Source organism: Niallia sp. 03133, assembly GCF_052663225.1.
The window spans coordinates 130,331-155,096 of record NZ_JBQTCY010000007.1; the positions used below are offsets into that span (position 1 = coordinate 130,331).

Consider the following 24,766-nt stretch of genomic DNA (forward strand, 5'->3'; position numbering starts at 1 on the left):
GTGATCGACTCTCCCTCTTTAGTAAGACAAACTACAACTCTTCGTCAAACTTGTCTATTATATAATCAAACGTTTACATTTTTAAAAATTGAAGTCAGTATCTCTACTTATGCTATGATTTTACTTGCTTCTTCAAACAGCCTAGCCACTTTCATTGATGCCTCTAGTAGAAGTATCTTTTAAATGCTTCTTGTAATTTTTTCTGATTCAACTCGTGATTGACCGTTTCATAAGACTGTATTGTTAAAAGGGAACATGCACTGCCAATTTTGCAGGCATCTTCAGCTTGAAGTCCTTTTAAATGTGAATATATTATTCCCGCAACTAGAGCTTCCCCTGCTCCTGTTTCATCTGCTATTTTTACAAGCGGCGGAAGAACAGCACCTGCTTCTCCTGCTTGTGTAAAATAAATCAACCCTTTATCTCCTCTTGTTATAACGACCCTTTCAACCCCTTTATTCATGATTAATTCAGCCGCCTTAAAAAAATCTCCGTCTTCTTTAATAACAATATTAGAGAGTTCCTCTGCTTCTTCCTTATTTGCTATCAACCAAGTTACTCCAAATAAATCATCTGGCAACTTTTTTACTTTTGAAGAAGATACCGCAGTTACACAAAGCGGAATGTTTCCCTTCCAGCACTTTGTAATAACCTTTTTTAACACTTCTGCAGGAAAATTAGTGTCTAAAATAACGAGTTCAGATGAAGCAATATACCCCCATTTTTTTTCAATCAAATCTTCCTGAATAGAATCGTATATCGACATATCAGCCAGCCCTATCACAAAATCTCCGGTCTTATCAAATACTGCGGTATACGTGCCTGTTGATTGATCATTGGAGATGAGTGATGGATTAAAATCAACATAAGGTTTTGTATATTCTAAAATCCACTCTCCAGCATGATCTGCTCCAACAATCGTTAAGAGCGAACTTTCACAGCCTAGCCTTCCGAGGTTTTCTGCAATATTCCGAGCCTCCCCTCCACAGGATTGACTGCTGTCTGCCAAATTTGAAATTCCTAATTTAATATCAGCGTGTGCCTGTATTTTCCTATCCAAATTTGCTCCGCCAATACAAAGTATTTCTTTTTTATTTGGTAAAACATATGCCCTGCCCAACAGTTTCCCTTCCCTTGTTAATGCTGAAATATATCCAGCAACTGCTGACCTGGATAACCCCATTTTATCTGCTATCTCATTTTGTGTTAAAAAGGGATTTTCTTGGATTAATTGAAGAATTACAAATTCTTTCTCATTCATATCTACCACCTCCAAATATACACTTTTCACCACTTTAAACTTTTGTTATAATTATAAACTTTTGTTTGTTAGTTAACAAGCATTATAAAGTAGATAACTTATATATTAAATAAGCAGCGTTTCTTCCACATACTAAGATAAACACTTTTTCATTTGATGAAAGAAAAAAATTGCCTTCAATAGTCGTGAATAATAACCATTGAAAGCAATTTTCTTAATTTTTTGGACTGCGAGGTTGAATTAAAATTTCTACCCTGCGATTTTTTTCTCTTCCTTTTTCTGTTTTGTTGCTTGCAATGGGTTTAAACTCTCCATACCCTTTTGCACTAAATGCACTTGGATCCAATTGATCATTTTTCAACAACAATTTCATAAAATTGATAGCCCTTGAAACACTAAGTTCCCAGTTCGATTCATACTTGGAATTATGTATCGGTACATTATCGGTATGACCGCTTATAATTATACTTCTTGGTGGATCCATTACAAGTAATTTAGAAATTTCAGCGACTACATTTTTGTCGTGATTCCGTATTTCCGCACTTCCAGATGCAAACAGGACATTATCTCTTATAGAGACAAGTAAACCTTCATCGGTAAGAGACGTTTCCAGCTTGTCTGTCAGCTTCTTTTCATTAATATAGGAATTTACCTTTTCTTGAATATTTTTCAACTCATTCTGTTCCTGCTGCTTCTGTATATTCCTTAATTCCTCTTCGGTAATGGAAGAGGAAACTGTTTTCTCCTGTTTTTTATTAAGATTATCTATGTCCACGTTTTGTTCTACAGGGGATGGAGCCGGACTCGGATATTCAAATATACCTGTACCACTTTGAAACTCTTTATTAAAAACATTTGCAAGTGCTGCGAATTTTTTTGCATCAACTGAACTCATGGCATATAGCACGATAAATAAAGCTAATAATAAGGTTAATAAATCAGAATAGGGAACAAGCCAGGATTCATCCATATGTTCATCGTGATGTTCCTTTTTTTTTCTTCTTTTACTCATTAATCACACCACTTTCCGCTTCCTCTAGAAATTTCTTTCTTTCAGAAATTGGCAGATAAGATGCTAGCTTTTGTTCTATTACCCTTGGCGCTTCTCCTTCTAATATCGATAAAATTCCTTCAATCATTAAGTACTTTTCTCTTGCTTCTAATTGGGATTTTCTCTTTAGCTTATTTGCAAACGGATGCCATAAAACATAACCAGTAAAAATCCCCAGCAATGTCGCTACAAATGCTGCACTAATTGCATGCCCCAGGCCTTCTGCATCGTCCATGTGTCCCAATGCTGCTATTAACCCGATAACGGCTCCAAGTACTCCTAATGTTGGTGCATACGTTCCTGCCTGGGAAAAGATTAGTGCTCCTGCTCGGTGTCTATCTTCCATCGCTTCTATCTCTTCTGATAAAACATCTCGAATATACTCGGCACTTTGTCCATCAACGGATAAAGATAAGCCGTTTTTTAGAAAAGGATCATCAATTTCATTTGTTTTCGTTTCTAATGCTAATAAACCTTCTTTCCGTGCAAGCTGCGCCCATTCAGAAAACATGCGGATAAGTTCAGTAGTATTTTGTGTTTTCTGTTCTTTAAACAGAATTGCAAACAATTTTGGAACCCTTTTAATTTCACTTGTTGGAAATGCTATGACAACAGCAGAGGCAGTTCCTAATAAAATAATTAAAATGGCTGCAGGATTGACCAATACCGCTGGGCTGACCCCTTTAAAAACCATTCCAACTCCAATTGCAATAAATGCAAGTATCACTCCAATAAGAGATGTTTTATCCATTAAATTCACCTATCTTACTTCATAATTTCTTATTCGTTTCCTTTAAATAATTAACATGCATCCTATAAAAATCCTTCTGTTCACTCACTACTCTTTACTTCGACATTTCTTGTCATTTTTTTAGGAAAATTGTTTTTAAATTTTTATTGAAAGATAATTATTTTCTATTTTGTCTTTAAAGTTGCCAAATACTGATTTTTTTCTAATTTATAACAATTAAAAAAGAAGATGTCTTTTACATACATCCTCTTTGGAATACATAAATTTACCTTTTCCATAATTTATTTTCTATTTTATGCTGATATTTTTGAAAAGAAGCGGAATGGGAACTTCCCTTTTTTTCTTTCATCATTTTATTAAATCGCAATAACTTTTCGTTGTACTTTTTTTGAAGTTCCTCTTCTTTCTTTTTATCACAGCAAGTTTTTATTAAATCTTCAATTGTTAATAATTCCTGTCTCAACTGATTTTCTTCTGGATTAAATCCAGCATTTTTTAAAACCCTATAAGCCATGCGAAGTTCTTCCGGAACTGCAGCTAAATCATCTTTAGGCAAAGGTTTTCCAAACCCAGGAAGATTTTTGAATTCCCCATTTTTATACGCTTTTTTTATTTTTTCTTCCGAAATCAGCGATGAAAAATCCATTCTATCCCCACTTCCTGCCTTTTCTCTTATCTTAACAAATTTTTGCTAGTACATACAGCGTACTTATACGAATGTAGACAAACTGGCATTTGCACTAACTGCAGGCTGATCGAGATTTGAAGGATGCAAGTCAATCGACGAAAACAAAAGGCGGTGGCGAAGTTAATCGATTCTCCATGGCTGAGTACTTAGTCGTTCATCCTCTTTTCCCTAGTAATGAGCATCCGAGTATAGCGAACAACGAAGAAATCTAGCGTTTGTCGACAGCCTGCTTATTTTCTGTTTTCTAATTAAGGTATAGGAACGCATCTTTTTTCAGACAATATAAAAATAAAAGAAAGGAGGGGAAACTATGGCACGCGGAAAACATTTTGAACATAAGAAAAAACATCATCCAGGTCCTCTTCCTGAAGATTCTCGTTTGCATACACATGCTGAGGATGCTCCGGAGGATGAGGAATTTATTGTTACGCAGGAGGCTTTTAAGAATCGGGTTGGGGAGGAGGAATAACTTTTCCTCTTCCAGACTTGTGACAAGCGATTGCTTCTTTCCCTCTTTTTCTGCTCTTTTCTTTTTCCTTCTTCCCTCTCTCCAACTTGTGACAAGCGATTGCTTTCTTCATCTCTTCCCCTTTCTCCGATGCTCATTATCCAACTACGGTAACTCCGCTCAAAAAATATGATCACTTAAATATCAAAAATTTTATAACAGGTTATAATTATCACTCGGGTTAGCAGAAGATAATAATTAAATGTTTTTTATGTTATTATTTATGGAAACTGTACATTGAAAGGAAGTTTAACAAATGGCAAAAAGCTTGGTATTAGCTGAAAAACCATCAGTAGCTCGTGATATAGCACGGGTACTAAAATGTGATAAAAAAGGAAATGGCTACCTTGAAGGTACTAAATACATCGTTACTTGGGCATTAGGTCATCTTGTCACATTAGCAGATCCAGAAATCTACGATATAAAATATAAAACGTGGAATCTTGAAGATTTGCCTATGCTGCCAGAGCATCTAAAACTAACTGTTATTAAACAGTCTGGGAAACAATTCAGTGCTGTAAAGTCACAGCTGACACGTAAGGATGTTACTGAAGTAATTATTGCAACAGATGCAGGCCGCGAAGGTGAACTTGTAGCTCGTTGGATTATTGATAAATCAAAAGTGAATAAGCCTATTAAGCGTTTGTGGATTTCATCTGTAACAGATAAGGCAATTAAAGATGGCTTCAGTAACTTAAAGCCCGGCAAAGCATACGTAAATCTATACTATTCTGCAGTAGCTCGTTCAGAGGCAGATTGGTATATTGGATTAAATGCCAGTCGTGCACTATCCACAAAATTCAATGCTCAGCTAAATTGTGGACGTGTTCAGACTCCTGTTGTAGCAATCATTGCAAAGCGTGAAGAGGAAATTAAGCTTTTTAAACCACAAACTTACTATGGCATCGAAGCAAAGACAAATGAAAAATTAACATTAACCTGGCAAAATAAAGACGGCAATAGTCGTAATTTTGACAAAGAGAAAACCGATGCCATTACGAAGAAACTGGGCAATAAAAATGCTATTGTAACAGAGATTGATCGCAAACCTAAGAGAACATATTCTCCAGGACTTTATGATTTAACGGAACTACAGCGCGATTCGAATAAAATATTCGGATTTTCAGCAAAAGAAACTCTTAATATTTTGCAAAAATTGTATGAGCAGCATAAGGTATTAACGTATCCACGTACAGATTCACGTTATTTATCCACAGATATTGTCAGCACGATTCCAGAACGTTTAAACGCTTGCAGTATAGGCGAATATCGTACGTTGGCTAATAAAGTTTTAAAGAAACCTATAAAAGTGTCAAAATCATTTGTTGATGATAGTAAAGTAAGCGATCATCATGCAATTATTCCAACGGAAGGATATGTAAACTTTTCAGCATTTAATGATAGAGAACGTAAAATTTATGATTTAGTTGTAAAACGTTTCCTTGCAGTGCTATTCCCTGCATATGAATATGAGCAAATAACCTTAAACGCAACAATCGGGGACGAAAAATTTTTCGCTCGTGGAAAAACGATTATTAATTCGGGTTGGAAAGAAGTATACGAGAATCGCTTTGATGATGAAGAGTCAACTGATGACATAAAGGAGCAAATCTTACCTCGTATTGAAAAAGGATATATCTTAAATACAAACCTAATCGCTCAAACTTCGGGACAAACGAAACCACCTGCACGATTTAATGAGGCGACTCTGCTATCTGCAATGGAAAATCCATCAAATTACATGGATTCCAGCAACAAACAGCTTGTAAACACGTTAAAATCTACAGGAGGATTAGGCACCGTTGCAACTCGTGCAGATATTATTGAAAAGCTGTTTAATTCATTCCTAATCGAAAAACGAGGAGGCAAAGAAATCTATATTACTTCTAAAGGTCGTCAACTTTTAGATTTAGTACCAGAAGATTTAAAATCTCCTGCTTTAACAGCTGAATGGGAAAATAAACTGGAAAGAATCGCAAGTGGTAAATTAAACAAGCAAGATTTTATTTCAGAAATAAAATCATATACAAAGGAAATAGTATCTGAAATAAAGGGCAGCGATAAAAAATATAAACACGACAATATCTCAACTAAATCTTGCCCTGACTGCGGAAAACCAATGCTTGAGGTAAACGGGAAAAAAGGCAAAATGCTAGTCTGCCAAGATCGTGAATGTGGTCATCGGAAAAACGTAGCTCGTGTAACAAATGCACGCTGCCCACAATGTAAGAAGAAACTAGAACTTCGTGGGGAAGGAAAAGGTCAAATATTTGCATGTAAATGCGGTTATCGTGAAAAGCTTTCTACTTTCCAAGAACGCCGTAAGAAAGAATCGGGTGGGAAGGTTGATAAACGTACTGTGCAGAAATACATGAAACAGCAAAAAGCAGAAGAACCTGTTAATAATGCATTAGCGGAGGCATTGAAAGGGTTAAAATTTGATTGATTAATTTTTATTCCCATTGAGGTGAAAAAATTTCAATGAATTGCTAAAGTGAATAAAATGTTAAAGCAGGAGCACTTCTTTTTTAGAAGCTCTCCTGCTCTTTTTTTAATCAATGAGCTATTCGGTCGACATGAGCTAAATGTTTTTTCCCAGTAGCAACGATTAACATTGCCAATAAAACAAATATGGCACCTGTTATAAATGGAACATGCGGGGAATATGTTTCAGCTAATTTATTTGCCAGCCATGGTCCTATTGCTCCTCCAAAAAAGCGAACAAAGCTATAGGAAGCAGATGCAATGGATCTTTCAACAGGCGCCACTTCCATAACTGCCGTTGTAATCAACGTATTGTTTGTGCCTAAAAATAAACCAGCAGCCACAACACAAATAATAATTACTCCTTTGCTTTCCGTCCATATTCCCATTGCCAATAAAGTCAGAGCAAATAGTATTAGCATGATGCACATCGATTTAATCGTGCCTAAGCTGTCTTGAAGTCTTGGTGCAATATAAACAGAGGTTATTGCTAGACATAATCCCCAGCCTAAAAATACATATCCTAGTCCGTGCTCATCTAACCCCATTACAAATGGCGAATAAGCCATTAATGTGAAAAAACCAATATTATATAAAAATGCTGTAATCCCTAATCGCAATAATCCAGGATATCTTAAAGCTTTAATGGGATCCAAAAGCGAGCTTTTCACTTTTGACTTTGGTAGTTTCGGCATTTTCACCAATAAAGCAAAAAAGGCAACCAACATTAGAATACTTACACCAAAAAATGGTCCTCTCCAAGAGATAGAACCCAATTCACCTCCAAGAAGCGGTCCAACAGAAATTCCCAACCCAATCGCTGCTTCATATAAAATAATCGCTTTTGCTGTTCCTCCTATCGTTAAACCGACGATAGCAGATAAAGCAGTTGCGATAAACAAGGCATTTCCTAATCCCCATCCACCTCGAAATCCAACTATTTGCCAAATCCCATTAGAGGAACCAGCAAAAGCAGAAAAAACAATGGTACATAAAACACCTGTCAACAAGGTCCATTTTATCCCAATTCTACTGGAAACTACACCTGTTATCAGCATTGCAAGACCAGTAATTAAATTATAGCTGGAAAATAATAAAGAAACCTGACTTGGGGTAGCATGAAGCTGTACAGCTATTGCTGGCAAAATAGGATCTACCAGCCCTAATCCCATAAAGGAGATAATTGCTGCAAAAAATATAACCCAAACAACAAGAGGCTGTTTTGCTGATTTATCTTTATGCTGAATTGCATTTTTAGACATAATGAAAAAGTCTCCTACCTTTCATTCGATTCATAGAAACAATATTATCCATGAATAATTATATATATAATTAACGTTAACGTCAACGTTAAGTATTTTTTATAACGATAATAGCTTTAATATAGTTCAATTCTCCCTGCATCTTTATAAATCTAGAATTTTCCCCTTTATTACGCATAGTTCCTCGTATTCCTTCCCTCTTGCTCTTTTCAGCTTGTTATGACAGAGTTATAGTATAAAATACATAAACTATTAATAATTAAGGGATTTGTTTGAACTGCTTCCATTATTTTTTATACTTTACGTAAGATAAGGAGCATGATTTAGGAATGAAGGAATTAAAAATTGATGACGTAGCAAAAAGGTGCGGGCTTACAAAGCGGACAATTCGATACTATGAACAACTAGGTTTGCTTCCATCTCCGCCAAGAAGTGATGGCGGCATCCGCCTCTATTCGGAGGAACATGTTGCATTTTTAGAAAAATTAACAAATGCAAAAGAAGTAATGGGATTTTCTTTACAGGAACTGCAAGAGTATATTGCTTTAGAGGATGCTTTAGAGATGCAAAAATCTGACTATCGAAAAGTAAAGGGAACAAATCTTCAAAAAGAAAAATTGGAAAAAGTTTTGGCAACAACGCTGGAGCAGTTAAAACTAATAGATCAAAAAAAACAAAGTATTATAAAAGTAGAAAAAGAATTGCTCTCCTTAAAAGAACGTGCAGAAGCCGCCCTGAAAACATTCGGTGACAAAGACTAAGTCTCCATTTTTCTAAAAAAACAGAGTAAACTTGCAAGCGGAAAATTAGCTTGCAAGCTTACTCTATTTTATTTGTTCTTAAATTTTTTATATAAAGCATTTAATTGCAATTCACTGGTGCTTTTTATATGCCAATCTGCTTTTTGCAAATACGCTTCTTCCCCGACGCCAATAGAAAACATCGGTGTCTGCATGATTCCGCATAATCCCGCCTCCCCATCTTCTACTGCTGCACAGTTTTGATAAGGAACACCAAGCGAATCAGCCGCTGTTAAAAATATTTCCGGGTCAGGCTTTCCTTTTTTTAATCCATGTGGATCGACCACACATGTAAACAAATCTCTTACTCCAAATCTTTCTAATAAAAAAGGAGCATTGGAGCTCGATGATGCAATAGCCATCTTTATTCCTGCAGCATTTAATTCCTTAAGAAAAGCTTTTACTCCTGGCAGCATATGCTCTTCATTAAGATCTGCAATCAACTCTTTATAATAATCGCCTTTTCTATTTCCCAATTCACATTTTTCTTCTTCTGACAAAGATAAATTACTTCTTGATACAAGTTCATCCATTAATACTGCCCTGGGAATTCCTTGAAAGCGCAAATTATCTTCTTTGGAAAAAGGGACATTTAATTCCTCTGCAATTCTTTTTGTTGATTCATAATAATAAGAAACAGTGTCTGCAATCACACCATCAAAATCAAAAATAACTGCTTCTAATTCTCTTGTCATTGTGTCCTCCTATGAACGAAATGTTCTTTCTATTATAACAAATGAAATGTAATGAAATGATATAGCCTATTAGTTTATTTCTCCCTTTAAATTAGCTACAATAAAGAAGAGATAAACATTAGTCTGAAATAATAAAGTAAACTTCCATCAGTGGGGGTTTTTCCTCATCCCCCACTGATGGTTAGTTGCACTTATCGGACCTTTACGGGCAAGTTTCAACACCTAGCTTCCTCGATTTCTCGGCATCTTGAGGTAGGGGTTACTGCCCGTTAAGAGTGGGATAAAATTATACATAGAGGGATATTTCAATCCTCTTAAACAAAGGAGAGTAAAAATGAGTACATTCCAACAAAATTTAGAAAAGTATGCGGAATTGGCTGTACAAGTCGGCGTCAATATTCAAAAAGGGCAAACTCTTGTTATTAACACAACGATCGATGCAGCAGAATTTGTACGAATTATTGTAAAAAAAGCATATGAAGCAGGTGCAGATAATGTTGTTGTAAACTGGGCAGATGATATCGTTACCAGAACAAAATATGAACTTGCTCCAGCAGAGTCCTTTTTAGAATATCCGAAATGGAGAGCAAAAGAAACAGAAGAATTAGCGGAAAATGGTGCGGCATTTATGTCTGTACTTTCTTCAAGTCCAGATTTATTAAAAGGCATCTCTTCTGAAAAAATCAGCAACTTTCAAAAAGCGTCCGGCAAAGCATTGACTACATTCCGCAGATATATTCAATCAGACAAAGTCAGCTGGACTGTCATCGGAGCCGCTTCTTCATCCTGGGCAGATAAAGTATTCCCTGATGCACCAGCTGAAAACCGCGTAGAATTGCTGTGGGATGCTATTTTTAAAGCTTCACGTATAGATAGTGAAAATCCAGTCGACGCATGGTTAGAACATGATAAAACATTGCATGAAAAAGTAGATTACTTGAATAAAAAAGCATATAAGAAACTTCACTACCATGCACCCGGAACTGATTTAACGATTGAACTCCCAGAAAAACATATATGGTGCGGCGCAGGAAGTGTGAATGAAAAGGGCTTAGAATTTATGGCAAATATGCCAACAGAAGAAGTATTTACTGTTCCTCATAAAACGGGGGTAAATGGTACTGTATCCAGCACAAAACCATTAAGCTACGGTGGAAATATCATTGACAATTTCTCTATTACCTTTAAAGATGGACGCATTGTAGACGTAAAAGCAGAGGAAGGAGAAGAAATTCTTCGTCAATTAGTAGAAACAGATGAAGGTTCTCATTATTTAGGGGAAGTGGCCCTTGTTCCACATCGCTCGCCAATTTCTCAATCAAATATCCTGTATTACAATACATTATTTGACGAAAATGCTTCCAATCATTTAGCAATTGGCAGTGCATATGCTTTTTGTATTGAAGGCGGAAAAAAAATGTCCAGTGAAGAATTAGCGGAACATGGTTTAAATGAGAGCATTACCCATGTTGACTTTATGATCGGTTCCAACAAAATGGATATTGACGGCATTTCGGCAGATGGCACAGTTGAACCTATCTTTAAAAATGGCGACTGGGCTTTCTAAAATTGTTATAGAATAAACTTTTATTGCATTTTTACAAATAACACTTCACTTTAAGGTAGTCTCATTTTCTGTGAGACTGCCTTTACCCTTTAAATTATCCCACACTTAACGGGCAGTAAAACCCCCACCTCGGGGATACTGAGAAATCGAGGAAGCTAGGTGGGGGATAACTGCCCGTAAAGATCCGATAAGTTCAACTAACCATCAGTGGGGGATGAACAAAACCCCCACTGATGGAAAGGTTCACTTTATATTTTTCTTAATTCCAATGATTCAATTATTTGATTATTATCTATCAAGAATCGCAGCTGATAGTTTCCTGCATGATAAATGGCAACTGTCCCATTTTTCTTCTCATCAACAAGAAATTCGTCCGGGTTCCCAATCATTTGCTCTACTTTTTCCAATTTTTCTTTTACGCGAAGCCCTGGAATAGAAATAACGGTTACTTGTTCATTTTGCCTGCTGTACTGGTAGGTCACTTCAGGAAAAGACAGCTTAATAGCATCCTTTTCTTTTACTTCATTAAGATAGTTCCGGTTCGAGTGCTTGATTTCATTGCCATTGGTGCCAATTGGGTATTGACTGCCTATCAACATCCCCTCACTAGCTCTCGTGATAATAGACTGTGTTACGGATAAATTTTTAAACGGGAAATAATAATGTTCGTCCGCGAGCCATCTGCGGACTATTCCTACCTCTTGTACGCTTGTAGTGTCAAGCTTCTTTAATTGCAGCTTTTTTGCATCAAGCTCCCAAGTAGTAAACTCAAATGCTTTTTCTTCTCTTTTCGAGACAGTCTGCAAATAATTTTGTTGAATATTTTTTATCTCATTGTCGTAAATAGGAAGTGAGTTGTCTGTTAAAAAAGTTAATCCCCCATTTTTTATGGTGAATAGCAAGGCTGTCATTTCCCCTTTTTCTGCTTGCTGGTAAAGGGATCCGATTGTATGCCTACTCACATATAAAGTACTTTTATTTTTATTTAATAAATTAAACACAAAGGATGAGTTTCTATCTATTACTTGTTTATAGGAATATTGTTCATCCTTTTCATTTGATGTATAGAAAGAAAACTCTCCTTCTAAAATTGGGTCATCTACTTTACCAATTGCGTTATTTTCCTTTAATGCGTATCTTTTTGTTTCTTCGCCAACTAAGTAGATTTCATACTCTTTATTTCCTTCTTTTATATTCCATTCATAAAGAGCATTTTCTTTCACCCAGTTTAATTCTCTTTTTTCCCCTGTTTGTTTGCTTTCACTAAGGTTTTCTATCTTTTTTTTCTTTTCGTTTATATTTACCGTCGTTGCAATAATTGCAGCAAGACAGATTAATGACAATAATATATATAGATACTTTTTCATTCTATTCTCCTGATTATTTCACGCTTTAATACTCTGCTGTTATTTGTTTGTTAGAGTATCTAATAATATTAACAAAAGGATCCTTGTTCTACAAATCTAGCTTTTTCCAAATGCCCTTGAAATTCCCTTTAAAGAAACAAATTTGGGTAAGCAGAGTCATCCCCTTTCCTTATGAAACTTTTTTGTTTTATGTTCATGGGTTTACTATTTTTTTTACTATTGATACTATATAAATCAATATATTATTATTTTAAAGGCTGTGTTAAAGCTAATTGTTGATATGAACACTTTGTTGATTGGAGCGGAAGGCGTGAGACTCCTGCGGGAAAGCGAACGCCTCTCGCTGCAATCAACAGGCAAGTTGAACAGAGCCATTTTAAAAAGAAATAAAGCGGGCTAAGAATCATGCTCCTTTCTTTTTACCAGGAATGGAATAACATCAGATTCCATTCTGTATGTACAATTTTTCAATAGGGAGGAAATTAGTATGTGGAAAGAATTTAAACAATTTGCCATGAAAGGAAATGTAGTAGATTTAGCGGTTGGGGTTATTATCGGCAGCGCCTTCGGCAAAATTGTCAGTTCCTTAGTAAAAGATGTTATTACACCACTAATAGGCATTCTTATTGGGGGATTAGATTTCTCTAACTTATCATTCACTTATAAAAAAGCACATATCATGTATGGACAATTTATCCAGTCTATTTTCGATTTCTTTATTATTGCCTTTTCTATCTTTATGGTGATTAAAGTGATAAGCAGTTTTAAGAAAAAAGAAGAAGTCAAAAAAGAAGAAGAGAAAAAAGCAGATGCAAAAGAAGAGCTGCTAATGGAAATTCGTGATTTATTAAAAGGTGAGACTGTCCGAGAAAAATAATGAAACTTTTCATATTTACGAGCGTAAATAATAGAAAGTAACCAAAATGGAGGAATTAACATGTACGCATATAGTACAAGAAATGAACAGATGCCTTCTGTATTAAGAGCTTTTGCCATTTCATTAAGCATCGCTTTTGTCGGAACAATGATTGGTAATTATATTCCCGCATCGTTGTTTTTACCTTTAGCTATTTTAGAGCTTGTGATGCTGATTATTGCTTTCTTTGTAAGAAAAGGAAAATCATTATCGTATACATTTTTGTATGCATTCACTTTTATTTCGGGTATTACAACCTATCCAATTGTCGCTCATTATATTTCGACCATTGGTGCAAATATCGTTCTTACAGCATTAGGAACAACCACCGTCGTTTTTGCCGGATTAGCAGTGTATGCAACTACGACAAAACGAGACTTCTCCTTTTTAGGCGGAATGCTTATGGCAGCACTGCTTGCATTAGTTGCCATTTCCATTTTTAATATCTTCTGGCCATTAAGCTCTACAGCAATGCTCGCTTATTCCTTTATAGGCGTTTTAGTATTCAGCGGCTATGTAATATTCGATTTCAACCGCATGAAGCAACATGGTGTTTCACCCGAACAAGTGCCTTTGATGGCATTAAATCTGTATTTAGATTTTCTGAACCTATTTATTAACATCCTTCGCATTTTTGGGATTTTATCAAGCAAAGACTAAAATGAAAAAAGCTGTTTTTCCGTCCATTTTGGCGAAAAAGCAGCTTTTTTCTAGATTCACACCATGGCGCATGAAAAGAAGCAGTATCCCTATTTTTTAGCACGGAGAAGCCGTCATACACGAAGACTCCTATGAGATTAGCGGGACAGACGAGACCCCACAGAAGCGCTAGCGACGAGGAGGCTAAACGCCCTCCCGATGGAAAGCGAAGTGTACGCCGGCTGCGGACTAATCATAAGAACATCAAACTTTTCAGGGTAGTTCTAACTAACTGTCCTTTTAAGAATAGTTAGTTAGAACTCTACCTTCCAAAGATCTCTTACTCTCCCTATAATGCTTGGAAAACGCCCTTAAACAAACGCATCCCCTCTTTAATATCCTGTTCCTTTAAAAAAGAATAACTTAATCGCAGATATGGAATGTTCACTTCTAATGGATTACAGATTTTTCCGGGAACAAAAGAAATAGACTTTTCTAATGCTTTCTGTTTCAACCTTTCCATATCTATGTGTTCCGGCAGTTTCACCCACAAATTTAAGCCGCCTTCTGGGCTGTCCCAGCTAAAGCTTTGTGCTGACAGCTCTTTCTCCATCGTTTCTTTTCTGATCTGCAAAGCAATGCGCAGTTTTTCCATGTGGAGCTGTACTCTTTCTGATGTTAAATAATACAGAAATGCTTTTTGATTCAATAAAGGAGTTCCATTATCAGCTAATGCTTTCCCCTTTACCAGCCATTTAATGATGATAGGATGTGCTAATAATGCACAGATTCTTAATCCTGGAGCAATATATTTACTGAAGCTTCTTAAATAAATAACATATCCACCTGTATCATAAGTAAAAATAGGCTTTGGAGGTGCTTGATTAAAATAAATTTCATGAAACGAATCATCTTCCACAATCATACATTGATATTTTTCAGCAAGTTCTGCCAACTGTTTCCTTTGTTCGATAGGAATAGTATAACCCGTCGGATTATGAAAGGTTGGATTGCAATAGAATAATTTCGGTTTATATTTTTTCATCAACATTTCCATATTTTCAATCGAAAAACCATCCTTGGTTATTTCCACCGGCAAAACTTTTGCCCCTCTATTTCGCAATATATCTACAGCTGCACTATATGTGGGACTGTCTATTAATACATAATCATGTGATTGTACAAATACTTTTGCAATGATGTCAATTCCCTGCTGTGCACCCGTTGTGATCATAATAGACTCTTTCTGAATATCAAAACCAAAATGACGATAAAAATAAGCGGACATACCGTTTACTAATTCGGCATCCCCTTTAACTGGAGCATACGTTCCTAACAAGTGGGGATACCGGTCAAATATTTCTTTTACATGCTGCGACAAGTATCTATTTGGCAATAATGTGGGATCAATTAACGACGTAGAGAACATATACTTTACATCTTCGCTATGTATTTCTGATAAATGGCTGTTTTGAACATAAGAGTATACTTTTGGCTGGTTAAATGAAGAAATTTCCTCTTCTTTTTTTAATTCGGTTTTATTGACAAAATATCCCGATTTATCTTTTACGTGTACATACCCCTTATCCTTTAATAGCTGAAATGCTTTTAAAACAGTTAAACGATGGACACCCAACGATTCTGCCATTATTCGAATAGAAGGGACCTTGCTTCCTGCTTGCCATTCTCCATTCTGGATTCGAAGTAATACATAATCAAAAACTTGATTATACAGGGCTGTTTTCACTGATTTTGTCATTTCCCCACCTCCCAATTTAATTATCTCTTTTTCAGACCAAATCTGGTCTATTACTCATCATCTGGTCTATTTATTCTACCGTACTATATAACAAATAGGAGGGGTAATATGATTATTTTTTTGTATAGTTTAATGTGTTTTATTTTTGGAACTACTTTTTTAGCAATAAAAGTAGGCATTGACGCTGGTTTTCCACCATTTTTATCTGCTGGCATACGTTTTTTATTAGCCGGCCTTCTTATTTTTATTTATTTTTATTCTAAAAACCGGTCCGTATTGTCTTTGCTTTTTCGCAAAGAATTAGTAGCAGCAGGTTTTTCTTTAACCTTTATTACTTTTGCTTGCCTTTATTGGGCAGAGCAATATGTAACATCAGGAATTGCAGCTATTCTTTCTGCTACAGGACCTATGTTAATAATCATTCTTCAAAGCGTTTTTCTGAAAAAAGGCATTTCAAAAATTAGTTTAGCTGGTATTTTAATTGGATTTATCGGTGTGATGCTTTTGTTTTCGCCAGGATTAACGATTGAGGTTAATGGACAATGGATTATAGGCTGCGGCATCATTCTTATTGGGGAAATAGGCTATGCTGCCGGAACCATCTATTCCAGCAAACTAATCTCATCCTTACCGTCACAGTCTCCTATCGTGTTAAATGCCATTCAGATGATATATGGAGGGGTTTTTCTACTTATTATCGCTTTTATTGCAAAGGAAAACATTCCAGCTTCTTCAAAAGAGGGGCTCCTTGCCATTATCTATTTAACTGTTGCCGGCTCCATGATTGGCCATACCATATATTATTATCTAGTAGCAAAAACAAATGCATTTTTGCCTTCCACTTGGCTTTATGTATCACCAATTATCGCTTTAACCATTGGCCGTTTTTATTATCATGAGTATTTTCATCCGATTATGCTAATTGGTGCTTTCTTTATTATCGCTAGTTTAATTCTTATCAATTTTACGAAGGTTGCTGATTACGTTACACAAAAGAAAATCGTGTCAGTGAAATAGAACACTATTTCTTGTGATTTCGTTGAGCTTTTTCAAATTAAGACAATTATTTTCTAGGAAATTAAAAATCTTATCATTTCCTGGAAAATAATTAATTTTTCGACACCGTCTAATAGCAGGATATTTTCTATCTAGCCAAAATACTCTTTCCTTCTTTTATTTTCCCGTAAAATCTATTTGTCTAATAAAGGAATTAATTAGACCATAAAAAAAGGATTCCTCTAAAAACGACAACATGCAGAATAGCTGTCCAGACGTTGCTGACATGGCTTTTGGCTGACTAAAAAGTTAATCTGGATAAGTTAATGAAAATCAAACAACTAGAGAATGGAGTCTTTTTCGACAGCCTAAACATGCTTCTTTTGTGAGAGAATCCTCTTTTTATTTATTCTTTAGGTATTCTATATTTACTTGCTAGTTCTTCTGTTTCTTTTTTTCTTCTTTTTCGCATTTCAGCGCGATTTACTGCAGATTTGTACAATCTGATTTCTTCCTCTGTTTCGGGAATAACTTTAGGAACTTTTGTCGGCTTGCCGCTTTCATCTATGGCGACCATTGTTAAAAAGGATAAGGCACATAAATTAACTTCTCCCTTTAATAAGTCTTCAGCTGTAACCTTCACAAAAACTTCCATGGAAGAAGTGCCTGTATAAGTAACAAATGCTTCTAAGCAAACGGAATTTCCTTCATAAATTGGATGCAAAAAATCGACAGAATCCGTAGAAGCGGTAACAATGTTTTTTCTTGCATGCCGCATTGCTGCAATTGCTGCAGTATCATCAATATAGGACATCAATTTCCCGCCAAATAAAGTGCCATACGTGTTGGTATCAGTAGGAAAAACAATACTTGTTTTAACGACCAATGATTCACTACAATATTTAGACTCCTTCATATTTCCTCCTTTGTTCTTATAATGGAGTTTTATTCCTTTTATCCTATCTTAATTGGCAGCAAGAATAACAACCTCAAATTCTGCAACGGCTGCTGCCCTTAAAGATCTGATTGGTTTAATATACCATCAGTGAAAAAACCTCACTGATGGTACATTAAACCTTATTATTCCAAGAATAAATCAGTACATACTTTGCTCCATTATTATATGTTAAGAATAGAAGAAGCGTCTATCATGTAATCATTTATATATGAACTAACGAAAAAAAGAATTTCGTTTTTTGGATTTTAATAAATCTCCCATCCATCCTTTTGTCTTTAAATAATACAACATACTAATCGTGGAAATAACTATGACGATTAAGGAAAGCGGATATCCTAATTTCCACTCTAACTCTGGCATAAATTTAAAATTCATCCCCCATAATGCGCCCCATGCCATAATTGGTGTACATAATGTTGTTAGTACTGTCAGTGTTTTCATTATCTCATTGCCTCGATGCTGGGATACTACTTCCTCAAAATGAACTAAATTATTCAATTCTTTTTCGTATTCATCCACTAAGGTTAAGCCTCTTTTAATTCTTTTTCCAATTCTTTTAAACTCTTTTCCATTTAATACATCTTCGCTGAATGCCTCTACAAGGGCAATCTTAAGCTCTAAAAATGGCATCATAACATTTTTCCATATTAAAATTTCATGGCGGGATTGATATACTTTTTCCAATGTTTTAATGCTATTATTCTCTTTAATATTCCATATTAATTCATCAAGTCTTTCTTCATAACCGTCAATACGATATAAAATTTCTGTCATAATCGAACCTAAAATAATCATAAATCCTTCAATCGGTGTAACAGCCCTCTTTATCTCACGATGAATATTCATATGCCTATTTAAATGAAGACTATCATCATGATAGTCCAAAGTTATTAAACATTCATTTGTTAAAAAAAAATGAAAAAGTTCACTATCCTCTCTACTATCTATATCTCGGTGATATATAAGGGAGCCGCTTAACGTTTCCCTGCCTTCAACCTCTGTATTCATTTGCAGATAGTTTTTTCTCTTGCCTTCTATGGTTCGATGCCAGTTTCTAATCTGTTTAGAATAAGTGGAGTGTACTAAATCTATGTCACTTTTATCTTTTAATAAATACCATTCCCAATCGTTGATATAGTATTTTTGCACCTATTTCACCTCAAAACATTTTCTTTCTAGCATAGTATTCCCTTTCTTGTATAGATAAAAACAATAGAATATCTCATTCGTTTTGCCTAGTTTCTCTTCATTTATTTTGGGGTACATATAAAAGAACATCTATTCACTATATAGGGAGGGAATGTTATGCAAATGAGGAAAAATTCAGTTCGCACATTTGCTTTAGTAGGAGCTGGGATAAGCAGTTTATTTCTATTCTCCAAAAAAGGGAAAGAATTAATGTACGGGATAAAAAACATATTATCTTCATCATCAAATCATGATTTGTTAAAAAAAGCAGGCAATCCTGATCCTGCAGATATCGGAGATAATAATATGGTAAGTGAAGGGGCTATGTATTCCGTTTCTTATTATAATAAAAAGAAGGAAGAATAGTGACAGGGTATAAACAATTTGTCATTTTTACAAACTTCAGGCTTGATGAACACAGTAAAAATTGTCCTATAGACTCTACCTTTCAAAAAAACAAACAGGTAGGGTCTAGTAGCGGCAATTAAATAGATCATTGCTTTAGGTTAGATAAACAAATTTATTTTCCATCTTCGGCTTTAATTTATCCTTCGCTCTCTTCATCCTTGTTTTGATTGTGGATAAAGGAACTTGTGTTTTATTGCTTATTTCTATCAATGTTTGATGATGATAATAAAAAAGCATAAGCGGCTCAGAATACATTTTTGGCAATTCATCTAGTGTATCCAGCATTTCTTTTTTTGAGCATTGGTCCAAAATGGTTTCTTCCGGGGGCATTGAAACAGAAGTATCGCGAATATACATATATACTGATTCTTCCCAAAATCTCTTTGCCTTTTTTTCTTTTCTCCAATAATCTCTGCATTTATTAATTGCAATTTTATATAACCAGCTTTTTACTTTTTCATATTCTTCAAAAGAAGGAAAGGCAATGTAAGCAGAAATTAAAACCTCCTGATAAAGATCCTCCGTTAATTCTTTATGCTTTACTAAGGAGAATATATAATTAAAAATCAAATTTCCATATTCTTTAACGGCATCCTCATACATCGCTTCCTTTATCGATGCTTTCTTCATTAGGGGCTCCATCCTTCTCCTCCTTCTCCTTGATTACAAGTCTTTATATAATAAACGAATACTCCAACAAGAACCCCTACACTTTTTTCAAAATTTTTTATAAAGTGGACCTTTCCATCAGTGGGGGTTTTCTTCATCCCCCACTGATGGAAAGGTCCACAGGATGTGAATCACACAAACGAAGACATAAGGAAGTGGCGACCTTAGTTTGTGTACCTCTTACTCGGACCTTTACGGGCGAGTTTCAACACCTAGCTTCCTCGATTTCTCAGCATCTTGAGGTGGGGGTCTTACTTGCCCTTTAAGAGTGGGATAAATATCAACGAGAAAATCATTGTATCCGATTAACAGGTGTCAGCCATACAGAAAAACCAATTTTTTTGCAGATTGTCATATAATGCAATAATGCTAGAATCATTGCCCCCAAATTCATGCCAATGGCTATTCCGCCCATTTGCAGCTGGCTTAAAGATCCGAGATAATAGATAGCTGTATAGGAAATGACAGTAGACCAAATAGTATGAATAACAGCATCTTTTAATAACCCAAAACCTATTAAATAAGCCTGCATCGGTATAATAAAATAATTCAGTAAAAAATATGGCCATAATAGCTGCACCGTAACAGCTGCTTTGGAAGAATGAAAGAAAGTAAAAGTTAACTGCTCAGCGTAAAAATAAAAAATGCCTACCGCTGCCACCCCATAAATAACTGTTATCACCATCACTTGCTGCAGCAGCTTTTGCAGTTTATGATAATCTCCATTTGCATACGCTTTTGAAACGGTTGGAATAAGCATAGTCATAAAAGAATGGGCAATAAAAGAAGGAAAAAAACCTATTGTTAATGCAATCCCTGCCAGCATGCCAAACTGTTCGGTTGCATTGGCAGCGGATATTCCTGATGCAACAAGCGCTCCTTTTATTAAAAAAGGCTGGATTGCGTGTGTCAATGCATGAAATATTCTCAAGCCTGTTGTTGGCACAGAAACGGAAAGCAAGTCCTTCCAAATAAGTCTGCTGCTTAATGCTTCGTTGTTCCCCTTCTTAATTCGTTGATATTGAATATAAAACATATGCATTAAATAAAGAAACACCACAATATCACTGCCTACGATTGTACAAAAAGCGATTAGTACAGAAGTATCTAGATCAAAAGAAAACCATTGAAACAAAAATACGAGCATTCCCAGCTGCACTATTTTTCGCAAAAAATTGGAAACAGCAATCTTTCCCATTTGCTGTTTTCCCATAAAAAACCCTCTTGCAATGCTTGTAAAGGAAATAATGGGTAGGATGAATAATACGAGCCACTTTAAGATAGGATGATACGACTGAAAGATTGGAACTAACGGAATAACAACCGCTGCAATCCCCGTTAAAACAATCGTAAAAATAATGGTCCATTTAATTACTTGATGCAGCATGCTTTGATGATATTTTGCATCCTTTTCCGCTATAAATTTGGAAATAGATATTGGTAGTTCAAAGCTTGCCAATAATACAATCAAAAAAATAGTCGGCAAAACGGTCATAAATAATCCCAATCCTTTTTCACCTAGTTCTCTTGCCATTACCATATTAATTAAAAATTCAATGCACTCGCCAAAAAACGCCGTTATTATCAGTAAAAAAGTTCCTTTATAAAATGATCTCATCGGCTCTCCTTTAATCTGTCCCTTATCACGTATCGTTTAGTAAAAAGAAACAGTTGTTCATTCACTTTTTACCATTTATATGAGACAAGTTCCCAAAATATTTTTATATTTTCCGAGAGACATGGAGAGAATTTTCTTAATCAAACGTTTGATTAAGAAAAAAAAGAACAAAAGCGCAAGCGCCTTGATCATCGCCGTACAAACTGGCCGATTAACTACGCCACGTCCTGTGGCAACATCGGCACTTGTACATCCTTATACTTCGGAAAGGCTTCGACTGAGATAAGAAGAAACTTCCCTTAGGGGATGCATTTTCCCCTAAGGGTTAGTTGAGTCGATCGGCTGTTTACGGACAGTTTGCTTTTACTAAGTCTTGGCGTCCGTCTTCGTTAGATGCTAATTCTAACGAGAGAGTACAATTACTGTCCGTTAACAGTGGATAAAGGAAACACGATGAGCGCAAGCGTAGATGTTGACTTATCGTAGGGAGATGACCTGAAGTTTGATAGGCGATAGGCGCTGGAACTGGACGTGGACCAAACTGCTAAGTTATCCACAACTCTATCTCGTTTATAATTTCCTAGACGATAAAAAAGCCCCCTTAATCAGGAGGCTTTGTATGTATACGAACTTATTGCCAGTGTTGTGATGCTTTTTGATATTGCAATCTTTCAGGCTGAGCGTAAACGTTTGATTTCGAGAAGGTGTTTTAACCTTAACTGGGAATGGAGCATCCCAAGAAGACGAGCGTTATCAACAGGCATGATCGCTTATTCAACAAGCGAATGCTTAAAAGCATAAATAACTGCTTGTGTTCTATCTTGAACTTGAAGCTTGCTTAAAATATTGCTTACATGCGTTTTTACTGTTTTAATGGCAATAAATAATTTGTCTGCTATTTCCTGATTGCTTTTTCCCTCTGCCATTAATAATAAAATCTCCATCTCCCTTGCTGTCAACTCTTCGTGTAAGGGCTGCTTGGTTTTACCTCGCATTTTTATCATCATTTTATCTGTTACTTCGGGTTCCAGCACAATTCGTCCATGAAACGTTTCGCGAACAGCATTTGCAATTTCACTTGCTTTTGATGTTTTCAGCATATAGCTTGTAGCCCCAGCTTCAAGCGCTGGATATACTTTTTCATCATCTAAAAAGCTTGTTACAATAATTATTTTTGCTTCTGGCCATTTCCCTATTATTTCTTTTGTAGCTTCAATTCCATCCATTTCCTTCATCACCAAATCCATTAAAACAATGTCTGGCCGAAGCTCAAGCGCTAGAGCTACACCTGTTTTTCCATTATCAGCTTCTGCTATCACATCGATATCCGGTTGTGCGGAAAGATAGGAGGAGACCCCTATTCTTACCATTTCATGATCATCTACAAACAATACTCTTATCAATTATATCCCCCCCTTACTTGCAGCAAAGGCAATTTCACTTCTAAGCGGGTTCCTTTTTGCTTTAAGCTAATGATTTTTATTTTTCCGCCTATTTCTGCTGCTCGTTCCTGCATATTTTGCAAGCCGTATGATCCTGCTCTGCTTGACTCCACATCAAATCCGATCCCATCATCCAACACTCTTAGAATAATAAATCCTTCTCGTTGCATCAGCTGTACTTCCAACGTATTTGCCTTTGCATGGCGCAGCGTATTGGAAACAGATTCTTGTAAAATCCGAAACAGATGATCTTCTATTCCTTTATCTAGTATCATATCTTCTAATTTCCATGATATTTCCATTGTAACTTTTTGCAGCAATTCTGTTAATAGCTCAATAACGCCTTCTTTAAGCGTTTTTCCTTTTAGCGCAGCAGGTCTTAAATGCAATAAGAGGGCCCTCATTTCCAATTGGGATTGATGAATGGTCTCTTCAACTAATTTTAATTGCTTCGTCTCTCGGTCATCCGATAATGGTCTTCTTTCATTTATTGCCGATAATAGCATGGAAGCAGCGAATAATTGCTGACTGACAGAATCATGCAGCTCTCTTGCTAATCGATTTCTCTCATTAGCAATTATGGTCTGTACTCTTATCTCTTGATCCTCGGCTTTTTCAATCACAAGCTTCTGTGACAATTTTGTCTGCTCTACCAGTTGATTTTGCAAGCTTCCCACTTTTTTGGCTACTGTATTTATTTCCACATAGTAGGGCTGATTAAATAGAACCTTCCCTTCCTTTTGGTTCTCGCTTTCCACCAACGCCTCTAAAAAGGAAATTTGTTTTCGCCATCCGTATCCAGATAACACCCCAAAAAAAGTTCCTATTGTGATAGCCACACTTGTTAAAAATAAAAGAAACGGGATGCCCATCAGCTCTTTTTCCCATATATCCAACCAATCATTTGGAGGAAACGCAACAAGATAACTTATCGAGAAAAAAAGAAAAAAAACAATGGCTGCACAAACACCCCAAAGTATCTGTCTTTGCATGATACTCATATTCTTTTCACCTCTAAACTGCCTACAATACAGCTGGTGAAAATTTTCACACGAGTTTCAGCCAGATCAAATGCTTTGTTCCGCATCTGTATATTTTGATTCAAAACACTGGTTTCCTGTTCACCGAATAAATCATAGGAACCAAACAGTACAGCATGATTAATGCTAACCTCCATATCATAAGGAACAAATACTTTCACATTACCAATAATATTACGAATAAAAATAACGGTTTCTCCCTTAGGCAAAACGGTATAGCTTAAATCAATAACCGTATCTGCTACACCTACTTGAATATTAACATCATTCCATTCATACACATGATCAGGAGTATCATTTCGTTTGAAGATAGTGTTTCGAAACATTGGTTTCTTTATAAACAGCTCTTCTTTACGACCTACTTCCTTTTTATCTTGGATAATCGGTTTTATGACTTCTACTTCTTTTTTCTTTTGCACCAGTTGTATGAAATAGTAAAGAACAATGCTTAATAGGAAAAATTTAACGGTCACCATGTGTAAAACACTTACTAGCATAATAAGGAATCCAACCCCAAAAACCAGCTTTCCTATTCTGCCTTTCATACTTTGTCTTGCAAAATACATCATGCCAATTGAAACTAAAAAGGAGAAAATTAATCCTGGATTAAATACAAATACTTCTAATAGCAGTATAAATCCTCCGATGACAATAACCCAATTAGCGTAATCTTCCTTTAATCGATGAAACAAAGGATTT

The 24,766-nt window shown here is 35.7% G+C and carries 23 protein-coding genes; 8 read left to right on the forward strand and 15 right to left on the reverse strand.

What is annotated here, in order from left to right; translation table 11 throughout:
• Nucleotides 1-163: 163 nt before the first annotated feature.
• From ACTYBU_RS11630 to ACTYBU_RS11645, 4 genes are all read right to left on the reverse strand, one after another.
• On the reverse strand, nt 164-1,261 hold the full coding sequence (locus ACTYBU_RS11630; RefSeq protein ID WP_445489881.1) for a carbohydrate kinase: 1,098 nt from the start codon (nt 1,259-1,261) through the stop codon (nt 164-166).
• 214 nt (nt 1,262-1,475) lie between these two features.
• Nucleotides 1,476-2,273, reverse strand: a complete 798-nt coding sequence (gene motB / locus ACTYBU_RS11635) for a flagellar motor protein MotB (RefSeq protein ID WP_445489882.1) — start codon at nt 2,271-2,273, stop codon at nt 1,476-1,478.
• On the reverse strand, nt 2,266-3,063 hold the full coding sequence (gene motA, locus ACTYBU_RS11640) for a flagellar motor stator protein MotA (protein ID WP_445489884.1): 798 nt from the start codon (nt 3,061-3,063) through the stop codon (nt 2,266-2,268). The genes motB and motA overlap by 8 nt, the downstream gene beginning before the upstream one ends.
• A gap of 265 nt (nt 3,064-3,328) precedes the next feature.
• Nucleotides 3,329-3,709: a DnaJ family domain-containing protein gene (locus ACTYBU_RS11645; RefSeq protein WP_445489885.1), complete on the reverse strand. Its 381-nt coding sequence runs from the start codon at nt 3,707-3,709 to the stop codon at nt 3,329-3,331.
• A 352-nt stretch (nt 3,710-4,061) separates the two neighbouring features.
• On the opposite strand from ACTYBU_RS11645, the gene ACTYBU_RS11650 reads away from it, so the two are divergent.
• Entirely contained in the window at nt 4,062-4,220 is a 159-nt protein-coding gene (locus ACTYBU_RS11650) for a hypothetical protein (protein WP_445489887.1), read from the forward strand.
• Between the two features lie 295 nt (nt 4,221-4,515).
• The gene (locus ACTYBU_RS11655) at nt 4,516-6,705 is read left to right on the forward strand and encodes a DNA topoisomerase III (RefSeq protein ID WP_445489888.1); all 2,190 of its coding nucleotides are present in this window, start codon (nt 4,516-4,518) and stop codon (nt 6,703-6,705) included.
• Between the two features lie 109 nt (nt 6,706-6,814).
• On the opposite strand, the gene ACTYBU_RS11660 is transcribed toward ACTYBU_RS11655, so the two are convergent.
• Nucleotides 6,815-8,005, reverse strand: a complete 1,191-nt coding sequence (locus ACTYBU_RS11660) for an MFS transporter (RefSeq protein ID WP_445489889.1) — start codon at nt 8,003-8,005, stop codon at nt 6,815-6,817.
• Nucleotides 8,006-8,334: 329 nt separating this feature from the next.
• Between ACTYBU_RS11660 and ACTYBU_RS11665 the strand changes: the two genes are divergently transcribed.
• Complete coding sequence (locus ACTYBU_RS11665; protein WP_445489891.1) at nt 8,335-8,766, forward strand: MerR family transcriptional regulator; 432 nt, start codon at nt 8,335-8,337, stop codon at nt 8,764-8,766.
• A 68-nt stretch (nt 8,767-8,834) separates the two neighbouring features.
• Here ACTYBU_RS11665 and pgmB read toward each other — a convergent pair whose 3' ends face one another.
• Complete coding sequence (pgmB, locus tag ACTYBU_RS11670; protein ID WP_445489893.1) at nt 8,835-9,500, reverse strand: beta-phosphoglucomutase; 666 nt, start codon at nt 9,498-9,500, stop codon at nt 8,835-8,837.
• 334 nt (nt 9,501-9,834) lie between these two features.
• Here pgmB and ACTYBU_RS11675 point away from each other — a divergent pair, with 334 nt between their 5' ends.
• The gene (locus ACTYBU_RS11675) at nt 9,835-11,067 is read left to right on the forward strand and encodes an aminopeptidase (RefSeq protein ID WP_445489895.1); all 1,233 of its coding nucleotides are present in this window, start codon (nt 9,835-9,837) and stop codon (nt 11,065-11,067) included.
• A 248-nt stretch (nt 11,068-11,315) separates the two neighbouring features.
• Here ACTYBU_RS11675 and ACTYBU_RS11680 read toward each other — a convergent pair whose 3' ends face one another.
• Nucleotides 11,316-12,434 carry a hypothetical protein gene (locus ACTYBU_RS11680; protein WP_445489896.1) on the reverse strand — a complete coding sequence of 373 codons (1,119 nt, stop codon included), beginning with the start codon at nt 12,432-12,434 and terminating at the stop codon, nt 11,316-11,318.
• Between the two features lie 487 nt (nt 12,435-12,921).
• Between ACTYBU_RS11680 and mscL the strand changes: the two genes are divergently transcribed.
• Nucleotides 12,922-13,311, forward strand: a complete 390-nt coding sequence (mscL, locus tag ACTYBU_RS11685) for a large conductance mechanosensitive channel protein MscL (RefSeq protein WP_445489898.1) — start codon at nt 12,922-12,924, stop codon at nt 13,309-13,311.
• Between the two features lie 60 nt (nt 13,312-13,371).
• The gene (locus ACTYBU_RS11690) at nt 13,372-14,010 is read left to right on the forward strand and encodes a Bax inhibitor-1/YccA family protein (RefSeq protein WP_445489899.1); all 639 of its coding nucleotides are present in this window, start codon (nt 13,372-13,374) and stop codon (nt 14,008-14,010) included.
• Between the two features lie 328 nt (nt 14,011-14,338).
• Here the strand turns inward: ACTYBU_RS11690 and ACTYBU_RS11695 are convergent, their stop codons facing one another.
• Nucleotides 14,339-15,748, reverse strand: coding sequence for an aminotransferase-like domain-containing protein (locus ACTYBU_RS11695; protein WP_445489901.1), 1,410 nt, complete (start codon nt 15,746-15,748; stop codon nt 14,339-14,341).
• 108 nt (nt 15,749-15,856) lie between these two features.
• Here ACTYBU_RS11695 and ACTYBU_RS11700 point away from each other — a divergent pair, with 108 nt between their 5' ends.
• On the forward strand, nt 15,857-16,765 hold the full coding sequence (locus tag ACTYBU_RS11700; RefSeq protein WP_445489903.1) for a DMT family transporter: 909 nt from the start codon (nt 15,857-15,859) through the stop codon (nt 16,763-16,765).
• A gap of 385 nt (nt 16,766-17,150) precedes the next feature.
• On the opposite strand, the gene ACTYBU_RS11705 is transcribed toward ACTYBU_RS11700, so the two are convergent.
• On the reverse strand, nt 17,151-17,660 hold the full coding sequence (locus ACTYBU_RS11705) for an acyl-CoA thioesterase (protein WP_445489905.1): 510 nt from the start codon (nt 17,658-17,660) through the stop codon (nt 17,151-17,153).
• A 255-nt stretch (nt 17,661-17,915) separates the two neighbouring features.
• Entirely contained in the window at nt 17,916-18,851 is a 936-nt protein-coding gene (locus ACTYBU_RS11710) for a magnesium transporter CorA family protein (RefSeq protein WP_445489906.1), read from the reverse strand.
• Between the two features lie 156 nt (nt 18,852-19,007).
• Between ACTYBU_RS11710 and ACTYBU_RS11715 the strand changes: the two genes are divergently transcribed.
• Nucleotides 19,008-19,256 carry a hypothetical protein gene (locus tag ACTYBU_RS11715; RefSeq protein WP_445489908.1) on the forward strand — a complete coding sequence of 83 codons (249 nt, stop codon included), beginning with the start codon at nt 19,008-19,010 and terminating at the stop codon, nt 19,254-19,256.
• 135 nt (nt 19,257-19,391) lie between these two features.
• Here the strand turns inward: ACTYBU_RS11715 and ACTYBU_RS11720 are convergent, their stop codons facing one another.
• The 5 genes from ACTYBU_RS11720 to liaF all read right to left on the reverse strand — a co-directional run bounded on the left by ACTYBU_RS11720 (nt 19,392) and on the right by liaF (nt 24,759).
• Nucleotides 19,392-19,928, reverse strand: coding sequence for an RNA polymerase sigma factor (locus ACTYBU_RS11720; RefSeq protein WP_445489910.1), 537 nt, complete (start codon nt 19,926-19,928; stop codon nt 19,392-19,394).
• Between the two features lie 331 nt (nt 19,929-20,259).
• Nucleotides 20,260-21,585: a polysaccharide biosynthesis protein gene (locus tag ACTYBU_RS11725; protein ID WP_445489911.1), complete on the reverse strand. Its 1,326-nt coding sequence runs from the start codon at nt 21,583-21,585 to the stop codon at nt 20,260-20,262.
• Nucleotides 21,586-22,355: 770 nt separating this feature from the next.
• The gene (locus ACTYBU_RS11730; RefSeq protein ID WP_445489913.1) at nt 22,356-22,988 is read right to left on the reverse strand and encodes a response regulator transcription factor; all 633 of its coding nucleotides are present in this window, start codon (nt 22,986-22,988) and stop codon (nt 22,356-22,358) included.
• On the reverse strand, nt 22,985-24,028 hold the full coding sequence (locus ACTYBU_RS11735) for a sensor histidine kinase (RefSeq protein WP_445489915.1): 1,044 nt from the start codon (nt 24,026-24,028) through the stop codon (nt 22,985-22,987). Before ACTYBU_RS11735 ends, ACTYBU_RS11730 begins: the two co-directional genes overlap by 4 nt.
• The gene (gene liaF, locus ACTYBU_RS11740) at nt 24,025-24,759 is read right to left on the reverse strand and encodes a cell wall-active antibiotics response protein LiaF (RefSeq protein WP_445489917.1); all 735 of its coding nucleotides are present in this window, start codon (nt 24,757-24,759) and stop codon (nt 24,025-24,027) included. Before liaF ends, ACTYBU_RS11735 begins: the two co-directional genes overlap by 4 nt.
• Between the last annotated feature and the right edge of the window lie 7 nt (nt 24,760-24,766).